This is a genomic window from Streptomyces sp. NPDC046821 (assembly GCF_040645335.1).
Classification (GTDB): Bacteria; Actinomycetota; Actinomycetes; order Streptomycetales; family Streptomycetaceae; genus Streptomyces.
The window spans coordinates 1-19,909 of record NZ_JBEYYB010000029.1 but is presented as its reverse complement, the minus strand read 5'-3'; the positions used below and the strand labels follow the sequence as shown (position 1 = coordinate 19,909).

The following is a 19,909-nucleotide window of genomic DNA, read 5'->3' as shown; positions in this document are numbered from 1 at the left end:
TCAGGCCCTCGGCCACCCGAGTCAGGCCCCCGCCCACCCGGGCCAGGCCCCAGGCCCTCCGCCCAGGGCCACCGGCAAGCGGTTCCGGAGTCCCACTTTCAACGTCATCTTTAGCTTTACTCTGCATCCTGGGACATGACCAACGACCCCAGGAGGCATCACGTGTCCGATACGCCCAGCTCCGCCGGATCTCCCAGGTCGACGGGCAAACCGGCCCGCCAGAACGTGACGTTCGCCAGCGGTGGCGCCGACGCCCACGGATACCTGGCGCTGCCGCCGGGCGGGCAGGGACCCGGCATCGTCGTCATCCAGGAATGGTGGGGCCTGACCGACCACATCGCCGATGTCACGGACCGCCTGGCCGCGGAGGGATTCGTGGCGCTCGCCCCCGACCTGTACGGCGGCAACGTCGCGCACGATTCGGACGAGGCGTTCAAAATGATGCGCGACCTGCCGGTCGACCGCGGCGTCTCCCTGCTCTCGGGCGCCGTGGACTACCTGCTCGACCGGCCCGAGGCCACGTCCGCGTCCGTGGGCGCCGTCGGATTCTGCATGGGCGGAGGATTCGTCCTCTACCTGGCGGCCCAGGACCAGCGCGTGAGCGCGGCCGTCCCCTTCTACGGGGTCATCCACGAGGACGTACCGGACTTCTCGGGCCTGAAGGCGCGGATCCAGGGCCACTACGGAGACCGGGACCGGTCCATCCCGGAGCCCACGCTCAAGGGCCTGCGGGAGACCATCAAGAAGCAGTCCGGAATCGACGCCGACTTCCGCATGTACCCGGCCGAGCACGCCTTCTTCAACGACGGCAGGCCCGCCGTCTACGACCCGAAGTCGGCGGCCGAGGCATGGACCGCCACGCTGGAATTCCTGCGCGAGACGGTGCGCTGACGGAACCTGCTTTCACCGCGGCCCGCACGGGCGACACCGCTTCCGTATCCATCTCCGTATCCATCAGGAATCGAGAAGCGCGGGCCGCGGTCCCAGGCCTAGCCTGATCATTATGGACATCACCATTCACACCACCGTCCTCCCGCACGACGACCCGGACGCGTCCCTCGCCTTCTACCGCGACGTGCTCGGCTTCGAGGTCCGCAGTGACGTCGGGCAGGGCAAGATGCGCTGGATCACCGTCGGCCCCGTGGGCCAGCCCGGCACATCGATCCTCCTGGCGCCGCCCGCCGCCGACCCCGGCATCTCCGAGAACGAGCGCCGCACCATCGCCGAGATGATGGCCAAGGGCACCTACGGCTGGATCCTCCTCGCCACCAGGGACCTCGACGCCACCTTCGAGAAGGTGCAGTCCGGCGACGTGGACGTGGTCCAGGAGCCGACCGACCAGCCGTACGGCGTCCGGGACTGCGCCTTCCGCGACCCCGCGGGCAACATGGTCCGCATCCAGGAGCTGCGCTGAGCGTTCCGCCAACGGGCCGTCCGACGAAGGGAGTTCACTCATGTGCCACCCCTCGTGGGGGCGCGCACTCGCCGAGGCCAAGCACCGGAGCGACCTCGTGCGGCTGCGCGGCGTCCGCGACCGGATCGACCGCGAGTACGCGAAGCCACTGGACGTCGAGGCGCTCGCCCGCGCGGTGAACATGCCCGCCCGCGAACTCGTCCGGCAATTCCTCGACGCGTACGGCGAATCGCCGTACGCGTACGTCACGAGGCGGCGCGTCGAGCGGGCGCAGGCCCTTCTGTCGGCGCGCGGCGATCTCGGCGTCGCCGAGGTGTGTGCCGAGGCCGGACGACTGGTCCAACCGGTCAGGAATGAAGAAGCATCCGCCGCAGCCCCGGAACTAGCGTGTTTTCCATGACCTCCATCGAATCCATCACCCTCGACGTGGCCGACACCACGGCCGCCCAGCGCTTCTACACCGACGCCTTCGGTCTCGGCCCGCAGCTCCGGCTGCGGGCCTCGGAGGCACCCACCACCGGCTTCCGCGGGTTCACGCTGTCGCTCACGGTGGCCCAGCCGGCCGACGTCAACGCCTTCGTCGACGCGGCCCTCGCCGCCGGCGCCACACCGCTCAAGCCGGTCACCAAGTCGCTCTGGGGTCACGGCGGCGTCGTACAGGCCCCGGACGGCACGATCTGGAAGATCGCGACCTCGGCCAAGAAGGACCGCGGCCCCGCCACTCGCGAGTTCGACGCGATGGTGCTCCTGCTCGGCGTCGAGGACGTCGCCGCGAGCAAGCGCTTCTATGTCGGCCAGGGCCTCGCCGTCGGGAAGAGCTTCGGCTCCAAGTACGTCGAGTTCGACACCGGGTCGAGCCCCGTGAAGCTGGCCCTCTACAAGCGCCGCGCCCTCGCCAAGGACGCGGGCGTGGCTCCCGACGGCACCGGATCCCACCGCATCGCGATCAGCGGAGACGCAGGCGCGTTCACCGACCCCGACGGCTTCGCGTGGGAAGCCTCGGCGCTGACCTCGGCGCCCTGAGCGGCTGGGTTCCCCTGCTCCTTATCCTGACTGCGGAGGAAGTACCGACAGAGGGAGCCCAGTTGAACCCCGGCGGACAGGCACCGGACAGTTACTACGAGCGGACGGACGAGCACCGCTACAAGCCGACCCGGCACGCCAGCGGGGCGTGGGACCCCGATGAGCTGCACTTCAGCCCGCTCGGTGGGCTCGTCGTGCACGCCGTCGAACGCCACGTGGCCGACCAGGGCGCGGACGCGGGCCTGACCCTCGGCCGGATCAGCTTCGACATCCTGGGCCGCCTCGCCCTCGACGAGTGCGAGATCCAGGTCGAGACCGTCCGGCCGGGCCGCACCATCGAACTGATCGAAGCCACCGTGCTCGTGGCCGGACGGCCGGTCGTCCGAGCCCGTGCCTGGCTCCTCGCCGCCGCCGACACCAGTTCCGTCGCCGGCGGCGCCCCCGACCCGCTCACACCGCCCGACGCGTGCACGCCCTGGCCGATGGCCTCCCTCTGGCCCGGCGGCTACATCGCCTCACTCGACGTACGCACCCAGGCCCCACCACAGCCGGGCCGTACAACTGCCTGGGTCTCCACGGGACTTGACCTGGTCGCCGGGGAGAAGGTGAGCCCGCTCGCGTCGTACGTCGCCCTCGTGGACACGGCCAACGGCATCGCCGTACGCCAGCCGCCCACCCTCTGGATGTACCCGAACGTCGACCTCACCCTGCACCTGCACCGGCAGCCCGAAGGCCGGTGGACGGGGCTCGACACGACCGTCGTCTTCGGCGCGGCCGGACACGGTGTCACCACGACCGTCCTCCACGACACCACCGGCCCCATCGGATACGCGCACCAGATGCTGACCGTCCGGCCACAGCCGGAGCCGCCCGCGGCAGGGTGAGGGCGACGGCTCAGCGGCCCCACATGGTTACGGTGCCGGGCGCCACTGCACCTCCGTGACACCCACCCACGTGCCCCAGCGCCGCACACTCACCTCCATCCGGAGATGGATGTCTCCGTTGGTGACTCCGGTGAAATGGCCGTCCCGGTCGGTCTTCAGACCGCAGTTGCGCAGGGTCTGACCGAGCGCCCGCGTCGCGTCCGTGGCCAGGGAGGTGCTGTCGTACTTGGAGATGCGGTCCCGGCCCACCGCGCCGCCCTCGCCGTGATACGTGAGGGTGTACTGCTCCCCGGGGGCCTTCACACCTGCCGGCCAGCCGACGCAGGAACCTTCGAGCCCCGCCTGGGGCAGGGGACTGTCCTTGCTCATCCCGCGGCCTCGGGGGTCACCGGACACCCACCGCAGGTCCTTGTACCGCGGCAGTTGTGAGGGCTCGGCCGTCTGCACCACACCGTGCGACATGAACGGGTTGTCGCCCCCCGAGGCCACCTGCGCGTCCTGCGGCTGGGTCGACAGCGCCGTCCAGGAGCTGAAGCCGACGGCGACGGCGGCGACCACTGCCACCGTGGCGCCGACGCGGCGGCGCGTCCGGCGGCGTTCGCCCCTTCCGCGAACGGCCTGCGCGGACGCGAGCCGCACGGGGACACCGTCCAGCAGTTCCTCGACGTCAGTCATGTGTGACAACCCCCTCGTCGTGTGTGTCGATCGCCGTGAACTGAGCCCCGAGCACCTTGCGGGCCCGGCTGAGGCGCGTCCGCACGGCTCCGTTGGTGGAACCCGTCTCGAGGGCCACCTCGGCCACCGGCAGGTCCAGGAGGTGGTGCAGCACCACGGCCTGACGCTGGTCCGGGCTCAGCCTGCGCAGCGCCGCCACCAGGGCGACGCGATCCACGGAGAGCGCAGGCCGGTCCGGCGCCGGACCGTGGAGCAGATGGGCGCGCAGCCGGTTGCGGGCGCGCCGCCACGAACTGATGGCGAGCCGCGAGGCGACGGTCCGCACCCAGGGCAGCGGATCCCCTTCCCTGGTGAGCCGGTCCCATCTCTGCCAGGCCCGCGCGTACGCCTCCTGCACCGCGTCCTCGGCCTCGCCCAGGTCCCCGGTCATCGCATAGACCGTGGCGACCAGGCGTTTGGCCGTGGCGGCGTAGAAGGCGTCGAAATCCTTTTCGTTCGACATGTTCCCCCGTTTTCCTCCCGCTCCCGCATCGCTTCCTGCCATAAGCACGCGCGGCGAGCCCGCGATGTTACGCCCGCTGGAACCAAATTCTTCTGGGACGAGTCGAGGCACCTGGGACGATCAGTCGGACCGGACCAGGTAGTGGCGTTGTGGACGAGACGAAAGCGGGGGAGATCGTGATGTTCCGAAGCAGGTGGATGTGTATCACGGCGGTGGCGGGCACGGTTCTGCTGGCCGGGTGCGGTGAGGAGAAGCCGCCGCCCTCGGTCGAGTTCGGGTCGGCCGCACCGGCGGGGGACAAGCTGGGGCTGCAGCCCCCGTCGGGTGCCGCGGTGGCGCTCGCGCAGTGGCCGGACGCCTGCAAACTCGTGACCGACGGGGAGTTGAGCGCCGTGCTGCCGCAGTCGAAGAGCGTCGAGCGCAAGCCGGTCAAGGTGTCCATCATCAACTTCAACCCGCTGGCCGACGCCGCCCCCGGCACCACCGGTGATGTGCCGCGCGGCGGCTGCGAGTTCGACTTCCACCTCCCCGGCACCACGGGCGACGACGTGCGGAACAGCAACTTCACCGTCACCGTGACCGCGGTCGCCGATCCGGCCCTGGTCGCCGACAAGTACCGCGAGGACAAGAAGGACGACGGCACCAAGAAGGGCTTCAAGGACCTGACGGGATCCTGGGGCGCCCAGGACTGCTACTCCGTCGACAGCGTGCTCAGCGCCGAAGTGACCTGTATGCAGGGGGCGTACGAGTTCGAGGTGGGGGGATCGAGCTACGCCGAGGGGCTCGTGAAGCAGCCCGGACCCGACGCGAAGCCCGCCGAGAACCTCGCGGCCGCGGCCGAGCGGAAGCAGCTGTGGACGGACAAGGTCCTGTCCCAGGTGACCCGCACCGTCGCCGCCCGCATGGCCTGAAGCCGAGCTTCACTGAGCCTCGCTCGGGGCACTTTGACGAATCGTCACATGTCATAGGGTGTGCTGTCGTGATCAACGGTATCGACGACATACTGACGCCTCTCAACCCCGCCGATCCGCGTGAGACAGCCGGCTACCGGCTCCTGGCGCGGATCGGTGAGGGTGGCATGGGCACTGTGTACCTCTCGCACACGCGCGGCGGACAGCCGGTGGCGTTCAAGGTGATCCGCCGCGAGTACGGCCAGGACCCGGACTTCCGGCGTCGCTTCGAGCAAGAGGTGCGGGCCGCGCGCCGGGTGCAGGGCTACCATCTGGTCCCGGTGCTCGACCACGACACCACCGGCCAACTCCCGTGGATCGCCTCGGAGTTCGTCCCCGGCCTCTCGCTCGCCGACGCACTGATCACGTACGGGACGCTGCCCCTGCCGGCCGTGTTCCAGCTGGTCGGCTGCACGGCCCGCGCACTCGGCTCGATCCACGCGGCGGACGTCGTCCACCGCGACCTGAAGCCCGCCAACATCCTCCTCGGCTCGACCGGGCCGTACGTCATCGACTTCGGCATCGCACAGGCCGCCGACGCCACCCAGCTCACGCGCAGCGGCGGCGTCATCGGCACACCGCAGTACATGTCGCCCGAGCACGCGCTGGGCGAACCCGTCACCGCGGCCACCGACCTGTTCTCGCTCGGCCTCATCGCGGCCGTCGCGGCGACCGGACGCCACCCGTACGGAGAAGGCAGCGCCACCGCCCTGGGCGTACGCATCGCCAACACCGTGAGCACCCCACCCGACCTCAGCAACTACCCGGCGCAGCTACGGACGTTGCTGGAGCGCTGCCTCACCGCCGACCCGGCCGCCCGCATCACGACGGACGAACTCGCCGAGCTGTGCGAGCGGGAGGCCGGACGCCCACTGCGCGCGTTCGACGGGTGGCTGCCCGCGCCCCTCATGGAGCAGATCGCGCGCCGGGAGGCCGCCGCCGCTCAGCCCCCGCAGCCCATCCCCACCCCCACGCCCACCCAACCGGACGCGGCGGCGCACTTCGCCGGGCAGCCCACGGTGTCTGCCCCGCCCGGGGCGCCCCAGGCCACCAGGCCCGCCAAGCGCAACCGCAACCTGCTGCTCGCCGCCGGTGGAGTGGCCCTCGCCGTGCTCCTGACCTGGGTGATCGCCAGCCCGAACCGCGGCGACACGACTGCGGACGATAAGCACTCCAGCACCCCCAGCGCCGCGTCCTCACCGTCGCCCAAGTCCAAGCCCTCCCCGTCCCAGGCCCCGTACACCCTCGTCTTCAAGGACAAGCCCCTCACCCTCCGGGCCCCGGCCTGGAACACCGGTACGTACGTCGACCTGGACGCGCCGAAGCTCTTCCCCGACGGCGAGATCGGCCAGGAAGACGGCATGGAAATCACCTACCAGGACTGGAGCGACTCCGACCTGCACTTCCTCACCCCCATGGGCCGGAGCACCGGCACCACGCCCGAGGAGTGCAGCACCGGCGTCGACACCGACGCGCTCCCGGCCGCCCTCCCGGAGGCCGACCTGAACGAGGGGAAGGCACTGGCCAAGGGCGAGATCCTGTGCACCGTCACCAAGGATCACAACCTGGCGATGCTGCAGATCAAGGACGTCGTTCCCGACACGAAGCAGGGACCGTCCAGCGACATGCCGGACTACATCACCATGCTGACCCTCTGGAAGATCAACGGCTAGGCAACGCCTACTCCGAGCCCGCTGCCAGGCCTTCGAGCAGGTCGGGGAGTGTGGCGAACGAGTCGAGCACGTGGTCCGGTCTGCCGTCGGCCGACCGGTGGGTCTCCGGAAGGTACTTGCCGGTCTTGACGAGCGCACCCGTGATGCCGCTGCGCTGGGCGGCCAGCACGTCGGACTCGATGTCGTCACCGATCATCAGCGTGCTTGCCGGTTCGGCCCCCAAGTGGGCGAGCGCGGCGGCGAAGAAGGCCTCGGACGGCTTGCCGGTGATGGTCGCCTCGATGCGGGCGGCCCGTTCGAGGCCGAGCAGGAAGGCTCCGGTGTCGAGGTCGAGCCCACCGGCGGTGCGCCAGAACAGGTTCCGGTGCATCGCCACCAGGTGCGCCCCGCGTTGCAGGTGGTGGAAGATGCGGTTGAGAGCCGTGTAGTCGAACTCTGGGCCCGCGCCGCCGACCACGACGACGTCCACGGGGGTGTCGGTACCGGTCGCGTTGACCAGGGTGACGCCCGTCAGATCGTCCCTGATGTCACCGGAGTTGAGCAGCAGGCAGCGGGCGCCCGGGTGGTGTTCACGCAGATGGGCGGCCGTGACGGACGGCGCGGTGAGGATGTCGTCGGCCGTCACGGGGAAGCCCACCTCTACGAGGCGCGCGCAGATCGAGGCGCGCGTGCGTGACGTCGTGTTGGTGACCAGCGCGAGGGGGAGCCCCGCAGCACGCAGCCGCTCCATGGCCGCGACCGCACCGGGAAGGGGCTCCCAGGACACGGTGAGCACGCCGTCGATGTCGCTGAGGACTGCGCGGATGGCGCCGGCTCGCTCCATGAGGCGACGGTAGCCGCCGCCCCGCCGATTCCGCAGCGCGCGCCGCCCGCGCCGTCCCGGCGGGGACGCCGGTCAGCCCATCGTCTTGGCCCCGTCGAGGGACTCGCGGATGATGTCGGCGTGGCCGGCGTGCTGCGCGGTCTCGGTGACGATGCGCATCAGCACCTGCCGCACCGACGAGCGCGAGCCCGGCGGGAACCACGGTGCCTTCGGCAGCGGCCACGAGGCGTCCAGATCGGGCACGGTGGCGACCACCTCGTCGGTGTGGCGGGCCGTCTCCTCGTAGTCGGCCAGCACGCCCGCCAGCGTCTCACCGGGCAGCATCCGGAACATGTCGGCCCGCTCCGCCCAGTCGGACTCGGTCATGTCCGTGAAGTCCATCTTCGGGGAAGGGCCTTCGACGATGAAGTCCGCCCAGCTGCGCTCCACCACGGAGACGTGTTTGATGAGGCCGCCCAGACACAGATCGCTTACGGTGGTCCGCAGGCCTGCCTGCTCGTCGGTGAGGTCGCGGGTGGTGAAGCGCAGGAACTGCCGGTGCTTGGCCAGTTCCTCCAGCCATTCGGCACGCTCACCGGTGACGGCCGGGGTCACGGTCTGATCTTGGGTGTGCAGCTTGTCGACCGTCATGGGTCTCCGCCTCCAGGCGTTCGTGCTCGTCGGACAAGAAACACGCTACGAGCCATGAAGGTCAGTCCCTGTCCTAAATCGCGCCGCTACATCCGATCGTGTCGAACCGGGGCACGCCGGACACGGCGACGGCTCCCCTGCCGGGTGGCAGGAGAGCCGTCGTATGTCACGAGGGGCCGGCACCGCACCGGAGTCAGCCGGTCAGGGCCCGCACCGGCGCTGGATGCGTCAGGTGGCCGGAACCGCACCGGCACCGCCCGCGTCAGCCCAGTTCCACCAGCAGGTCACCGCCCTCCACCTGCTGGATCGCGTTGATCGCGAGCCGGGACACCGTGCCGCCCTTCGGCGCCGTGATCGACGCCTCCATCTTCATCGCCTCGATCGTGGCCACCGTCTCGCCGGCCGCGACCGTGTCACCCTCGGCGACGGCCAGCGTGACGACTCCGGCGAACGGCGCCGCGACGTGCCGCGGGTTGGTCTTGTCCGCCTTCTCGGTCGCCGGGATGTCGGACGCCACGGAGTGGTCCCGTACCTGGATCGGCCGGAGCTGGCCGTTCAGGGTGGCCATCACCGTACGCAGACCGCGCTCGTCCGCCTCGCCGATCGCCTCCAGTTCGATGAGCAGCCGGACGCCGGGCTCCAGGTCCACGGCGTACTCGCGCCCCGGGCTGATGCCGTAGAAGAAGTCCTTGCTCGCCAGCACGCTGGTGTCGCCGTAGGCCTGCCGGTGGTTCTCGAACTCCTTGGTCGGGCCGGGGAAGAGCAGCTTGTTGAGGGTCGCCCGGCGGTCCTTGTCGAGACCGTCCAGCTCGTCGGCGGTCAGGTCGCGCACGGGGTCGGGACCCGGGCGGCCCTGGAGCGCCTTCGTCCGGAAAGGCTCGGGCCAGCCGCCCGGCGGCAGGCCCAGCTCGCCGTGCAGGAAGCCGATGACCGAGGCCGGGAGGTCGACGGAGTTCGGCTCGGCCTCGAAGTCCTTGGGCGACACCCCCGCCCCCACCAGGTGCAGGGCCAGGTCGCCGACCACCTTGGACGACGGGGTGACCTTCACCAGGTGGCCGAGGATCCGGTCGGCGGCCGCGTACATCGCCTCGATGTCCTCGAAGCGGTCTCGGAGCCCGAGCGCGATGGCCTGGGTCCGGAGGTTGGAGAGCTGACCGCCGGGGATCTCGTGGTGGTACACGCGCCCCGTCGGCGAGGACAGGCCCGCCTCGAACGGCGCGTACACCTTCCGCACGCTCTCCCAGTACGGCTCCAGGTCGCAGACGGCCTGGAGATCGAGGCCGGTGGGGCGGTCCGTGTGGTCGGTCGCGGCGACGATCGACGAGAGGGACGGCTGGGACGTGGTGCCCGCCATCGACGCCACCGCCCCGTCCACCGCGTCCGCGCCCGCCTGGACTGCCGCGAGATACGTGGCCAGCTGGCCGCCCGCCGTGTCGTGCGTGTGGATGTGCACGGGCAGGTCGAACTCCCTGCGCAGCGCCGATACGAGCTTCGCCGCGGCGGGCGCGCGCAGCAGGCCCGCCATGTCCTTGACCGCGAGCACATGCGCGCCCGCGTCCACGATCTGCTCGGCGAGACGCAGGTAGTAGTCCAGCGTGTAGAGCTTCTCCGACGGGTCGGACAGGTCGGAGGTGTAACACAGGGCGACCTCGGCGACCGCCGTGCCGGTCTCCCGTACGGCGTCGATCGCGGGCCGCATCTGGTTCACGTCGTTGAGGGCGTCGAAGATCCGGAAGATGTCGATCCCGGTCGCGGCGGCCTCTTCCACGAAGGCGTTCGTCACCTCGGTGGGGTACGGCGTGTAGCCGACGGTGTTACGGCCCCGCAGCAGCATCTGGAGACAGATGTTGGGCACCGCCGCGCGCAGTTCGGCGAGCCGGTCCCACGGGTCCTCGGCGAGGAACCGCAGCGCCACGTCGTAGGTCGCGCCGCCCCAGCATTCGAGGGACAGGAGCTGCGGCACCGTCTGCGCCACGGTCGGCGCCACCGCGAGCAGGTCCTTCGTGCGGACGCGGGTGGCGAGCAGCGACTGGTGCGCGTCACGGAACGTCGTGTCCGTGACCCCGATGGTGGGCGACGCGCGCAGCCACCGGGCGAAGCCCTCCGGACCCAGCTCCGTCAGCTTCTGCTTGGAACCGGCGGGCGGCTCGCCGTTCGTGCGGCGGGGCAGCTTGGTGGTGGCGTCGGCCAGCGGAGGCCGCTCACCGTGCGGCTTGTTCACCGTGACGTCGGCCAGGTAGGTGAGCAACTTCGATCCGCGGTCGGCCGAGTGACGTGCCGTCAGCAGATGCGGCCGCTTCTCGATGAACGACGTGGTGACGCGCCCGGCGGCGAAGTCGGGATCGTCGAGCACGGCCTGGAGGAAGGGAATGTTCGTGGACACACCGCGGATACGGAACTCGGCCACGGCACGCCTCGCCCGGCCCACGGCGGTCTCGAAGTCCCGCCCGCGGCAGGTCAGTTTGACCAGCATCGAGTCGAAGTGGGCGCTGATCTCCGTACCGGCATGGGTGGTGCCGCCGTCGAGCCGGATCCCGGAGCCGCCCGGCGAGCGGTACGCGCTGATCTTGCCGGTGTCGGGGCGGAAGCCGTTGGCGGGGTCCTCGGTGGTGATCCGGCACTGGAGCGCGGCGCCGTGCAGACGGACCGTCTCCTGCGACAGGCCGAGGTCTTCGAGCGTCTCGCCGGCGGCGATGCGCAGCTGTGCCTGGACCAGGTCGACGTCGGTGACCTCCTCGGTCACCGTGTGCTCGACCTGGATGCGCGGGTTCATCTCGATGAACACGTGCCGGCCCTGGGGGTCGAGAAGGAACTCCACGGTGCCGGCGTTGCGGTAGCCGATCTGGCGGGCGAACTTCACGGCGTCGGCGCAGATCCGGTCGCGCACCTCGGGGTCGAGGTTCGGCGCGGGGGCCAGCTCGATCACCTTCTGGTGGCGGCGCTGCAGGGAGCAGTCCCGCTCGAAGAGGTGAATGACGCGGCCCTCGCCGTCCGCGAGGATCTGCACCTCGATGTGCCGGGGTTCGACGACGGCCTTCTCCAGGAAGACGGTCGGGTCACCGAACGCCGACTCGGCCTCGCGGGCCGCCGCCTCGATCGACTCGCGCAGCGTCGAGGCGTCCTCGACGCGCCGCATACCGCGCCCGCCGCCACCGGCCACGGCCTTGACGAAGACCGGGAACCCGAGCTCGTCGGCCGCCCTGACCAGCTCGTCGACATCGGTGGACGGCTCCGAGGAACCGAGGACCGGCACCCCGGCCGCGCGAGCCGCCGCCACGGCACGCGCCTTGTTCCCCGTCAGTTCCAGCGTGTCCGCGCTCGGCCCGACGAAGGTGATCCCGGAACGCTCGCACGCGCGCGCCAGGTCGGGGTTCTCGGACAGGAAGCCGTACCCCGGGTAGACGGCGTCGGCACCGGCCCTCTGCGCCGCGCGGATGATCTCCTCGACGGAGAGGTAGGCGCGCACGGGGTGTCCCGGTTCGCCGATCTCGTAGGCTTCGTCCGCCTTCATCCGGTGCAGTGAGTTGCGGTCCTCGTGGGGGAACACCGCGACGGTTCGCGCCCCGAGCTCAAAGCCGGCTCGGAACGCCCGGATCGCGATCTCTCCGCGGTTGGCGACGAGCACCTTACGGAACATGCGCATGTCCTTCCGTAGCCCGGTACGGGCGAATTGTCGGGTTGCGGTGCGTCAGTTCCGGGGATCATGCCACCTCCGCGCGCCCTACATCCAGAGGGTGTTCGTCACATGGGTGAGGCGCCGGGAACCTTGCGTATGCCCTGGCGTGAACTCGGCCTGTCGGCGCAGAACTTGCGGTCCGGAGCCCGCCCAGGCGTACGAAAGCGGCCCCTGCCCGATCGGGCAGGGGCCACATGTCGAGACTGCCCCAAGGGCCTGTCGTCAAATTCCCGTCTGCCGGGCGACGACAGGCCCTAGGAGGCCGCCGTATGTCAGAGGTACTTCTTCAGCTCGCGTCGGGCCAGCGAGCGCTGGTGGACCTCGTCCGGGCCGTCCGCCAGGCGCAGCGTGCGCGCCCCCGCCCACAGCTCGGCCAGCGGGAAGTCCTGGCTGACGCCGCCCGCTCCGTGCAGCTGTACGGCCCTGTCGATGATGTCGACGACCGTGCGCGGCGTCGCGATCTTGATGGACTGGATCTCCGTGTGGGCACCCTTGTTGCCCACGGTGTCCATGAGCCAGGCCGTCTTGAGGACGAGAAGCCGCAGCTGCTCCACCGCCACCCGTGCGTCTGCGATCCACTCCTGTACGACACCCTGCTGGGCCAGCGGCTTGCCGAACGCCGTCCGCGCGATCGCACGCCGGCACATCAGCTCGATGGCTCGCTCGGCCATCCCGATCAGCCTCATGCAGTGGTGGATACGGCCCGGGCCGAGCCGCGCCTGCGCGATGGCGAACCCGCCGCCCTCCTCGCCGATCAGGTTGCTCACCGGCACCCGGACCTGGTCGAACACGACCTCGGCGTGGCCGCCGTGGTAGTGGTCCTCGTACCCGTACACCTGCATCGCGCGCCGGACTTCGAGGCCCGGAGTGTCGCGAGGGACCAGCACCATGGACTGCTGGCGGCGGAGGTCGGCGCCCTCGGGGTCCGTCTTGCCCATCACGATGAAGATCTTGCAGTCGGGATTCATCGCCCCGGAGATGTACCACTTGCGGCCGGTGATGACGTACTCGTCGCCGTCGCGCTCGATCAGCGTGGTGATGTTCGTGGCGTCGGACGACGCGACCTCCGGCTCGGTCATCGCGAACGCCGACCGGATCTCACCCGCGAGCAACGGCTCCAGCCACTGCTTCTTGTGGTCGTCGGTGCCGAACTGCGACAGCACCTCCATGTTGCCCGTGTCGGGGGCCGCGCAGTTCAGGGCCGTGGGCGCCAACTGCGGGCTGCGGCCGGTGATTTCGGCCAGCGGCGCGTACTGGAGGTTGGTGAGCCCGGCGCCGTACTCCGCGTCGGGAAGGAACAGGTTCCACAGGCCCTGTCGCCTGGCCTCGGCCTTCAGCTCCTCGACGACCGGCGGGGTGTCCCACGGCGAGGCCAGCCGCGCGCGCTGCTCGTGCGCGACGGCCTCGGCCGGGTACACGTGCTCGTCCATGAAGGCGAGGAGTCTCGCTCTCAGTTCCTCGGTGCGCGCGTCGAATGCGAAGTCCATTGCGGGTCAGCCTTTCTGAAGAGTCGTCAGGCCGTGGTCGATGAACACGGGCACCAGCTCACCGATGCGGTCGAAGCCCGCGCCGACGGTCTGGCCGAGCGTGTAGCGGTAGTGGATGCCTTCGAGGATGACGGCGAGCTTGAACCACGCGAAGGCCGTGTACCAGTTGACGGAGGACACGTCGCGTCCCGAGCGCGCGGCGTACCGCTCGATCAGTTCGGTGGGGTCCGGGTGTCCGGCCGCCCCGGAGGTCGTGGAGACGGGGGAGTCCGGCAGGTCCAGCTTCGCGCTGTACATCACCAGGAGGCCCAGGTCGGTGAGCGGGTCGCCCAGCGTGGACATTTCCCAGTCCAGGACCGCCTTGATCCGGTCGACGCCGTCGGCGTCCTGGTGGATGAGGACGTTGTCCAGGCGGTAGTCGCCGTGCACGATCGTCGGCGCGGGCGACGTCGGCAGCGCGCGGCCGAGCGCCGCGTGCAGCTCGTCGACGCCGGCCAGCTCGCGGTTCCGCGACGCGTCGAGCTGCTTGCCCCAGCGCCGCAGCTGCCGGTCCAGGAACCCGTCGGGCCGCCCGAAGTCCGCGAGGCCGACCTCGGCGGGGTCCACGGCGTGCAGGTCGACGAGCGTGTCCACGAGCCCGAGCACGGCGGCGCGGGTCCGCTCGGGCCCGATCTTCGCGAGCTGCTGCGACGTGCGGTACGGCGTGCCCGCCACGAACTCCATCATGTAGAACGGCGCGCCCAGCACGCTGTTGTCCTCGCACAGGAGCAGCGCCTCGGGCACCGGCACGGAGGTCGGGTGCAGGGCGCTGATCACCCGGTGCTCCCGCTTCATGTCGTGCGCGGTGGCCAGCACATGCCCGAGCGGCGGCCGCCGGACGACCCAGGTCGAGGATCCGTCGTCGACGATGTACGTGAGATTGGACCGGCCGCCCTCGATGATCCGCCCGGACAGTGGACCGGTCACCAGACCAGGGCGTTCCCGGTCCAGGTGGAGGCGCAGCTGGTCGAGATCGAGACCTGGCGGGTGGCCGACGCTCATCATGGCTCCTGTGGGACGTCTGAACTGGACGGATTTCATCATCCTGACTAGTCGGTATGTCGTCCAGTAGGCGCCGGGAAAGTGATCTGAGTCTCAGCGGGATCCGGGGGCCGGGGCTGCTCGTAGTAAGGGGCTGCAAAAAATGGGGGAGCGCCGCCCGCAGACGACGCTCCCCTCCATCAACCCCTCCGCCTACGCGGCACCCTCGTCCGTGACCGCCACATCCTGGATGTTGCGCTCGATGTCCTCGGCGGGAAGCCCCGTCTTCCGCGCCCAGTGGTAGATCACGAGCGACAGCACGGCGACGGCGAGGATGTCCCAGCCCAGCGGGATGTTGTTCCGTGCTGTGTCACCGAAGCCGCCCTGCCAGGAGATCAGGCCCATCCCGATGAGGTAGGCGGGCAGCCACTGCCCGGCCTTCCAGTCGAGCCGCGAGGCGTCCGGCTGCCCGGTGAGGTGCGTGTACGCCACGTAGCCGCCCATCAGCAGGTAGCCGAGGAGGATGGCCAGGCCGAGGCGCCACAGGGTGTCCCAGCCGGACCAGTAGATGATCAGGTTGGCGACGACGAAGGACGCCGGCGCGAGGATGCCGCCCGAGCGGAGGCGGTACGGGCGGACGTGGTCGGGGAGCCGGTCGCGCAGCACTCCGTAGGCCAGCGGCGTACCGGCGTACATCAGGATGCTCGCGGACGTGATGAAGCTGACCAGCTGCTGCCAGCTCGGGAAGGGCAGGAAGCAGACCACACCGGTCACAAAGGTGATGACCAGGCCGAACCACGGCACACCCCGGCTGTCGGTCTTCTCGAACAGCTTGGGCGCGTAGCCGTTCCGGCTCAGACCGTAGGAGATACGGGAGCTGGCAGTGGTGTAGATCAGGCCGGTGCCGCCCGGCGAGACGATCGCGTCGAAGTAGAGGACCCAGGCCAGCCAGCCCAGGCCGAGCAGCGTGGCCAGACCGGCGAGCGGGCCGCTGATCCCGGGGAAGTTCAGGTGTGCCCAGCCTCCGGCGAACGTCGAACCCGGGAGCGCGCCGATGAACGCGACCTGGAGCAGCAGATAGATGGTCGCGCCGATGGCGACCGAACCGATCGTCGCCCGGGGGATGTCACGGTGCGGGTTGCTGCTCTCGCCCGCGAGCTGGATGGCCTGCTCGAAGCCGAGGAGGGCGAAGATGATGCCGCTCGTGCTGATCGCTTCGAGAACACCCTTCGCGCCGTACGGGGCGAAGCCGTGGGACGTGAAGTTGCCGACGTCGAAGTGCGAGGCCGCGAGCACGAAGATCGTCAGCAGCGGGATGGCGACCTTCCACCAGGTGGCGGTGCTGTTGGTGTGCGCGAGCAGGCGGATGCCGAAGAAGTTCACGGCGACGAACACGGCCATGAGGATCACCGCGACGACCAGGCCGCTCGCCGTCAGCGTCTCGTCGCTGCGCAGGAACCCTTGCGCCCACTTCCAGTGCCCCGCGTAGCCGATCATCGCCTCGACCTCGATCGGGGCCGTGGTCGCTGACGCGAGCCAGGTGAACCAGCCGAACGAGATACCGGCCAGACCGCCGAAGGCGTAGTGCGGGTAACGGGCCACACCGCCCGCCACCGGGAACATGCTGCCGATCTCGGCGTGCACCAGGGCGAGCAGCGCGATCGCCACCGTGCCGATGCCCCACGCGATCAGCGCCGCGGGACCCGCCACGACGACGGCGTTCTTGGCGCCGTACAGCCAGCCGGAGCCGATGATCGAACCCACGGACGCCCAGAGCAGGGCGACCGGCCCGACGCTGCGGCGCAGACTCGTCGAGGGTGACAGGGGCGCCGTGTCTCTGTTGTCGACAAGGGACATGAGGACCTCGCTAGAAGTTGGGGACGGCGAGGGCGGCCGGGTTGTTCCTTGGGGCGGTCGCCTGTGGGGCTTTTCAGGTCGGGCTGCGCGCGGGCAGGCGCTCCCCTTCGCACCGAGGGCGAACGTTCGCGCCGGTCTGAGGGCGCGCGAAGGGAAGGCACCTGGCCTTACGCGTATGTGGAGCGAGCACGTCGACCGCGTGGGCTGCTGACGCGTCGACGACGCGGACTATGTGCGTGATCGGCCTACGACCGGGGGTAGCGGCACGAGTGGCCTGTGCCGCTACCCCGTGGCGTCAGCCTTCGAGGACCGCCATGGCGGCGTTGTGCCCGGGGATGCCGCTGACCCCGCCGCCGCGCGTCGCCCCCGCACCGCACAGGAGCACGTTCTGGTGCGCGGTCTCCACGCCCCACCGCCCGGTCTCCTCGTTGGCGAACGGGAAGGACAGGTCACGGTGGAAGATGTGCCCGGACGGCAGGCCCAGGTCCGCTTCGAGGTCGAGCGGGGTCTTGGCCTCGATGCACGGACGGCCGTCGGCGTCGACCGCCAGCACGTCCGCGATCGGCTCGTCCAGTACGGCGTCCAGCGAGGCCACCGTCGCCCGCAGCGCCTCCTCGCGCGCCTTGTCCCCGTCACCGGCGAACAGCCGGGCCGGCATGTGCAGGCCGAACAGCGTGAGCGTGTGGTAGCCGTCGGCCACCAGGTCCGGACCGAGGATCGACGAGTCGGTGAGCGAGTGGCAGTAGATCTCCGACGGCGGGTTGCCCGGAATCCGGCCCGCCGCGGCCTCACGGTAGGCCGTTTCCAGCTCGCTGTACGTCTCGGCGATGTGGAAGGTGCCCGCGAACGCGTCCTTGGGGTCCACGCTCCGGTCGCGCAGGCGCGGCAGCCGGCGCAGCAACATGTTCACCTTCAACTGCGCGCCCTCGGGGGCCGGTTGGGCCGCGTCGGGCTCGTCGCCGAGAAGGCGGGCCAGCGTCGGCGGCGCGACGTTGGCGAGTACCGAACCCGCGCCGATCTTGCCCTCGCTGTCCTGCGACCGATACCGCACCTCCGCGCCCGTACCGTCCGTGTCGATGCCCACGGCGTCGTGGTTCACCAGGATCTCGGCTCCCGCGGCGCGCGCGGCGTCCGCGAGCGCGCCGGTCAGCGCGCCCATGCCGCCCACGGGGACGTTCCAGTCCCCGGTGCCGTTACCGATCACGTGGTACAGGAAGCAGCGGTTCTGCAGCAGCGACTCGTCGTGAGCGTGCGTGAACGTGCCGATCAGCGCGTCGGTCAGGACCACACCCCGCACCAGGTCGTTCGAGAACCGGGACTCGATCGCCTCGCCCAGCGGCCGCTCGAACAGCGCCTCCCAGGCTTCCTTGTCGTCGACGATCCGCTCCAGCTCGGCGCGGCTCGGCAGCGGACCGGTCATCGTCGGGAAGACCCGCTTCGCCACGCGCTCCGTCATCCCGTAGAACTTCTGCCAGGCGTCGAAGTCCCCGTCGGAACCGGTGAGTTGGCGGAAGGAGTCGCGGGTGCGGGCGAGGTCGTCCTGCACCAGGAGCCCGGTCGGCTGCCCGTTCACGACAGCGGGCGTGTACGAGGCGATCCGGCGCTGGCGCGTCTGGAAGCGCAGGCCCAGGTCATTGACGATCTTGTCGGGCAGCAGGCTGACCAGGTACGAGTAACGCGAAAGGCGGGCGTCCAGACCGCTGAACGCCTGCGCCGACACGGCGGCGCCGCCGGTGTGGTCCTGCCGCTCCAGGACGAGGACGCTGCGCCCCGCACGGGCCAGGTAAGCGGCGGCGACCAGACCGTTGTGGCCGGCGCCGACGATCACGACGTCGTAGGAGGAGCGGGAGGGCCGGACGGAGGCAGCGGAAGAGGAAGAAACGGAGTGCACCGGGATCTCCAGATCGTGGAATGCAGTGACATGGGAGGACACACTCGCTCCCCGGCAGACGTTTCCCAGGGCCAAAACAGGCAGGCCGAGAACACCCTGCAATCAGGGTCACATGGGGAAACGCGCGTCAGAGAGCGAGCGGAGCTAGAGTCCGGTCTGCCAGTGCGGCTCAGGGATGACGGGGCACAGGACGGCATACAGACGAACCAGCACCGATCCGGGTGCTGTCGTCGCGTCGCAGGTCCGTCGCTTGGTCACCGGAATTTTCTAACACGGTGACCACCGGCGGGCAATACTCTGGCCACCCACCGGACTTGTACCTCTGCCGGACCACATCACGAGGGAGCGGACCCGGGTGGCGGACCTGGGTGGGCGGGCCGCCTCTTTGACCAGCTCGCACCCGGGTGGAGGGTCCGTGCGCGTGTCATGCGGGTGACGATCACGGTGTGCGTCCGGCGGGGAGCCACCTTCCGGAAGACACCTTCAGCCCTGGCCACCGCGCCACCCTCTCCGCGGCGATGAGCAGGCCATCGGTGGGCTCCGCCGCACAAGTCGCCCGTTTGCGGCGTGCGGCATGTGCGGATGTCGTGCGAATGTCGGTGGTGTGGTCGATGAGGGCGGGTCGGTCACCGGCCACTCCGCGAGCACCTGACCGCCCGACCAGAGGAGAAGAAGTCATGCCCCACGCCTTCGATCCCTACAGCGCTCTGCCCTCGGTGCCGGAGTTCGTGCTGCACAGCACGGACATCGCGGACGGCAAGCCTCTCGACGTCGCGCAGTGCAGCAGCCTCTTCGGCGGCCCGGGCGAGGACCGCTCCCCACACCTGTCCTGGGAGGGCTTCCCGGGCGGCACACAGAGCTTCGCGGTGACCTGCTTCGACCCCGACGCGCCGACCGCGAGCGGCTTCTGGCACTGGGCGGTCTACGACATCCCCGCCTCCGTGCACGAGCTGGCGTCCGGAGCCGGGGCGGCAGGCGGCAAGTATCTTCCGGAGGGCGCGAAGATGCTGGCCAACGACGCGGGCGGGAACAGCTTCCTCGGCGCCGTCTCCCCGGCCGGGCACGGCCCGCACCGCTACATGTACGTCGTCCACGCCCTGAACACGGCCGAGCTGGATGTCCCGCCGGCGGCCTCCCCGGCGTGGCTCGGCTACCAGCTCTACGACCACTCCGTGGGACGGGCGACCCTCACCCCGATCTTCGAGATCCCGGTCTGAGGGGCCTGAGGGGCCTGAGCGGCCTGAGAGGTTTCTGACGCGCGTGCCCGGCGGACCATGACGGTCCGCCGGGCACGCGTCTGTTCTGTTCGCCGGGCGTCAGTCCTTGATCTCGCAGATGGTGGCGCCGGAGGTGATGGAGGCGCCGATCTCGGCGGCGAGGCCCTTGATGGTGCCGGAGCGGTGG

The 19,909-nt window shown here is 70.2% G+C and carries 17 protein-coding genes; 8 read left to right on the top strand and 9 right to left on the bottom strand.

Going from position 1 to position 19,909, the window contains the following annotated elements; genetic code table 11:
- Window positions 1-162 precede the first annotated feature (162 nt).
- The 5 genes from ABZ893_RS35680 (at window position 163) to ABZ893_RS35660 (ending at window position 3,321) form a co-directional block, all read left to right on the top strand.
- Window positions 163-891, top strand: a complete 729-nt coding sequence (locus tag ABZ893_RS35680; protein WP_361412451.1) for a dienelactone hydrolase family protein — start codon at window positions 163-165, stop codon at window positions 889-891.
- A 112-nt stretch (window positions 892-1,003) separates the two neighbouring features.
- Window positions 1,004-1,414: a VOC family protein gene (locus ABZ893_RS35675; RefSeq protein WP_361412449.1), complete on the top strand. Its 411-nt coding sequence runs from the start codon at window positions 1,004-1,006 to the stop codon at window positions 1,412-1,414.
- Window positions 1,415-1,454: 40 nt separating this feature from the next.
- Window positions 1,455-1,814: an AraC family transcriptional regulator gene (locus ABZ893_RS35670; RefSeq protein WP_361412447.1), complete on the top strand. Its 360-nt coding sequence runs from the start codon at window positions 1,455-1,457 to the stop codon at window positions 1,812-1,814.
- Window positions 1,811-2,437: a glyoxalase gene (locus tag ABZ893_RS35665; protein ID WP_361412445.1), complete on the top strand. Its 627-nt coding sequence runs from the start codon at window positions 1,811-1,813 to the stop codon at window positions 2,435-2,437. The genes ABZ893_RS35670 and ABZ893_RS35665 overlap by 4 nt, the downstream gene beginning before the upstream one ends.
- A 62-nt stretch (window positions 2,438-2,499) precedes the next feature.
- Window positions 2,500-3,321 (top strand): thioesterase family protein, encoded by an 822-nt coding sequence (locus ABZ893_RS35660; protein ID WP_361412443.1) that lies wholly within the window; start codon window positions 2,500-2,502, stop codon window positions 3,319-3,321.
- Window positions 3,322-3,348: 27 nt separating this feature from the next.
- Here the strand turns inward: ABZ893_RS35660 and ABZ893_RS35655 are convergent, their stop codons facing one another.
- Together ABZ893_RS35655 and ABZ893_RS35650 are read right to left on the bottom strand one after the other, a co-directional pair.
- Window positions 3,349-3,996, bottom strand: a complete 648-nt coding sequence (locus ABZ893_RS35655; protein WP_361412441.1) for a hypothetical protein — start codon at window positions 3,994-3,996, stop codon at window positions 3,349-3,351.
- Window positions 3,989-4,498 (bottom strand): SigE family RNA polymerase sigma factor, encoded by a 510-nt coding sequence (locus ABZ893_RS35650; RefSeq protein WP_361412439.1) that lies wholly within the window; start codon window positions 4,496-4,498, stop codon window positions 3,989-3,991. The genes ABZ893_RS35655 and ABZ893_RS35650 overlap by 8 nt, the downstream gene beginning before the upstream one ends.
- 179 nt (window positions 4,499-4,677) lie before the next feature.
- Between ABZ893_RS35650 and ABZ893_RS35645 the strand changes: the two genes are divergently transcribed.
- On the top strand, window positions 4,678-5,409 hold the full coding sequence (locus tag ABZ893_RS35645; RefSeq protein WP_361412437.1) for a hypothetical protein: 732 nt from the start codon (window positions 4,678-4,680) through the stop codon (window positions 5,407-5,409).
- Window positions 5,410-5,477: 68 nt separating this feature from the next.
- On the top strand, window positions 5,478-7,121 hold the full coding sequence (locus ABZ893_RS35640) for a serine/threonine-protein kinase (protein WP_361412435.1): 1,644 nt from the start codon (window positions 5,478-5,480) through the stop codon (window positions 7,119-7,121).
- A gap of 7 nt (window positions 7,122-7,128) precedes the next feature.
- Here the strand turns inward: ABZ893_RS35640 and ABZ893_RS35635 are convergent, their stop codons facing one another.
- From ABZ893_RS35635 to ABZ893_RS35605, 7 genes are all read right to left on the bottom strand, one after another.
- Window positions 7,129-7,944 (bottom strand): HAD-IIA family hydrolase, encoded by an 816-nt coding sequence (locus ABZ893_RS35635; RefSeq protein ID WP_361412433.1) that lies wholly within the window; start codon window positions 7,942-7,944, stop codon window positions 7,129-7,131.
- A gap of 72 nt (window positions 7,945-8,016) precedes the next feature.
- Window positions 8,017-8,574, bottom strand: a complete 558-nt coding sequence (locus ABZ893_RS35630) for a DinB family protein (RefSeq protein ID WP_361412431.1) — start codon at window positions 8,572-8,574, stop codon at window positions 8,017-8,019.
- Between the two features lie 262 nt (window positions 8,575-8,836).
- Window positions 8,837-12,211 (bottom strand): pyruvate carboxylase, encoded by a 3,375-nt coding sequence (locus ABZ893_RS35625; RefSeq protein WP_361412429.1) that lies wholly within the window; start codon window positions 12,209-12,211, stop codon window positions 8,837-8,839.
- A 311-nt stretch (window positions 12,212-12,522) separates the two neighbouring features.
- The gene (locus ABZ893_RS35620) at window positions 12,523-13,737 is read right to left on the bottom strand and encodes an acyl-CoA dehydrogenase family protein (RefSeq protein WP_361412427.1); all 1,215 of its coding nucleotides are present in this window, start codon (window positions 13,735-13,737) and stop codon (window positions 12,523-12,525) included.
- 6 nt (window positions 13,738-13,743) lie between these two features.
- Window positions 13,744-14,778: a phosphotransferase family protein gene (locus ABZ893_RS35615; RefSeq protein WP_361412426.1), complete on the bottom strand. Its 1,035-nt coding sequence runs from the start codon at window positions 14,776-14,778 to the stop codon at window positions 13,744-13,746.
- Between the two features lie 192 nt (window positions 14,779-14,970).
- Window positions 14,971-16,614, bottom strand: coding sequence for an APC family permease (locus ABZ893_RS35610; RefSeq protein ID WP_361412424.1), 1,644 nt, complete (start codon window positions 16,612-16,614; stop codon window positions 14,971-14,973).
- 295 nt (window positions 16,615-16,909) lie between these two features.
- The gene (locus ABZ893_RS35605) at window positions 16,910-18,505 is read right to left on the bottom strand and encodes an NAD(P)/FAD-dependent oxidoreductase (protein ID WP_361412477.1); all 1,596 of its coding nucleotides are present in this window, start codon (window positions 18,503-18,505) and stop codon (window positions 16,910-16,912) included.
- 677 nt (window positions 18,506-19,182) lie between these two features.
- Here ABZ893_RS35605 and ABZ893_RS35600 point away from each other — a divergent pair.
- Complete coding sequence (locus ABZ893_RS35600; protein WP_361412422.1) at window positions 19,183-19,722, top strand: YbhB/YbcL family Raf kinase inhibitor-like protein; 540 nt, start codon at window positions 19,183-19,185, stop codon at window positions 19,720-19,722.
- Window positions 19,723-19,909: the final 187 nt, after the last annotated feature.

Coding starts and splice junctions, on each gene's coding strand:
- ABZ893_RS35675 (WP_361412449.1), top strand. CDS start 1,004: ATGGACATCACCATTCACACCACCGTCCTCCCGCACGACGACCCGGAC.
- ABZ893_RS35670 (WP_361412447.1), top strand. CDS start 1,455: ATGTGCCACCCCTCGTGGGGGCGCGCACTCGCCGAGGCCAAGCACCGG.
- ABZ893_RS35665 (WP_361412445.1), top strand. CDS start 1,811: ATGACCTCCATCGAATCCATCACCCTCGACGTGGCCGACACCACGGCC.
- ABZ893_RS35655 (WP_361412441.1), bottom strand. CDS start 3,996: ATGACTGACGTCGAGGAACTGCTGGACGGTGTCCCCGTGCGGCTCGCG.
- ABZ893_RS35650 (WP_361412439.1), bottom strand. CDS start 4,498: ATGTCGAACGAAAAGGATTTCGACGCCTTCTACGCCGCCACGGCCAAA.
- ABZ893_RS35645 (WP_361412437.1), top strand. CDS start 4,678: ATGTTCCGAAGCAGGTGGATGTGTATCACGGCGGTGGCGGGCACGGTT.
- ABZ893_RS35635 (WP_361412433.1), bottom strand. CDS start 7,944: ATGGAGCGAGCCGGCGCCATCCGCGCAGTCCTCAGCGACATCGACGGC.
- ABZ893_RS35630 (WP_361412431.1), bottom strand. CDS start 8,574: ATGACGGTCGACAAGCTGCACACCCAAGATCAGACCGTGACCCCGGCC.
- ABZ893_RS35625 (WP_361412429.1), bottom strand. CDS start 12,211: ATGTTCCGTAAGGTGCTCGTCGCCAACCGCGGAGAGATCGCGATCCGG.
- ABZ893_RS35620 (WP_361412427.1), bottom strand. CDS start 13,737: ATGGACTTCGCATTCGACGCGCGCACCGAGGAACTGAGAGCGAGACTC.
- ABZ893_RS35615 (WP_361412426.1), bottom strand. CDS start 14,778: ATGAGCGTCGGCCACCCGCCAGGTCTCGATCTCGACCAGCTGCGCCTC.
- ABZ893_RS35610 (WP_361412424.1), bottom strand. CDS start 16,614: ATGTCCCTTGTCGACAACAGAGACACGGCGCCCCTGTCACCCTCGACG.
- ABZ893_RS35600 (WP_361412422.1), top strand. CDS start 19,183: ATGCCCCACGCCTTCGATCCCTACAGCGCTCTGCCCTCGGTGCCGGAG.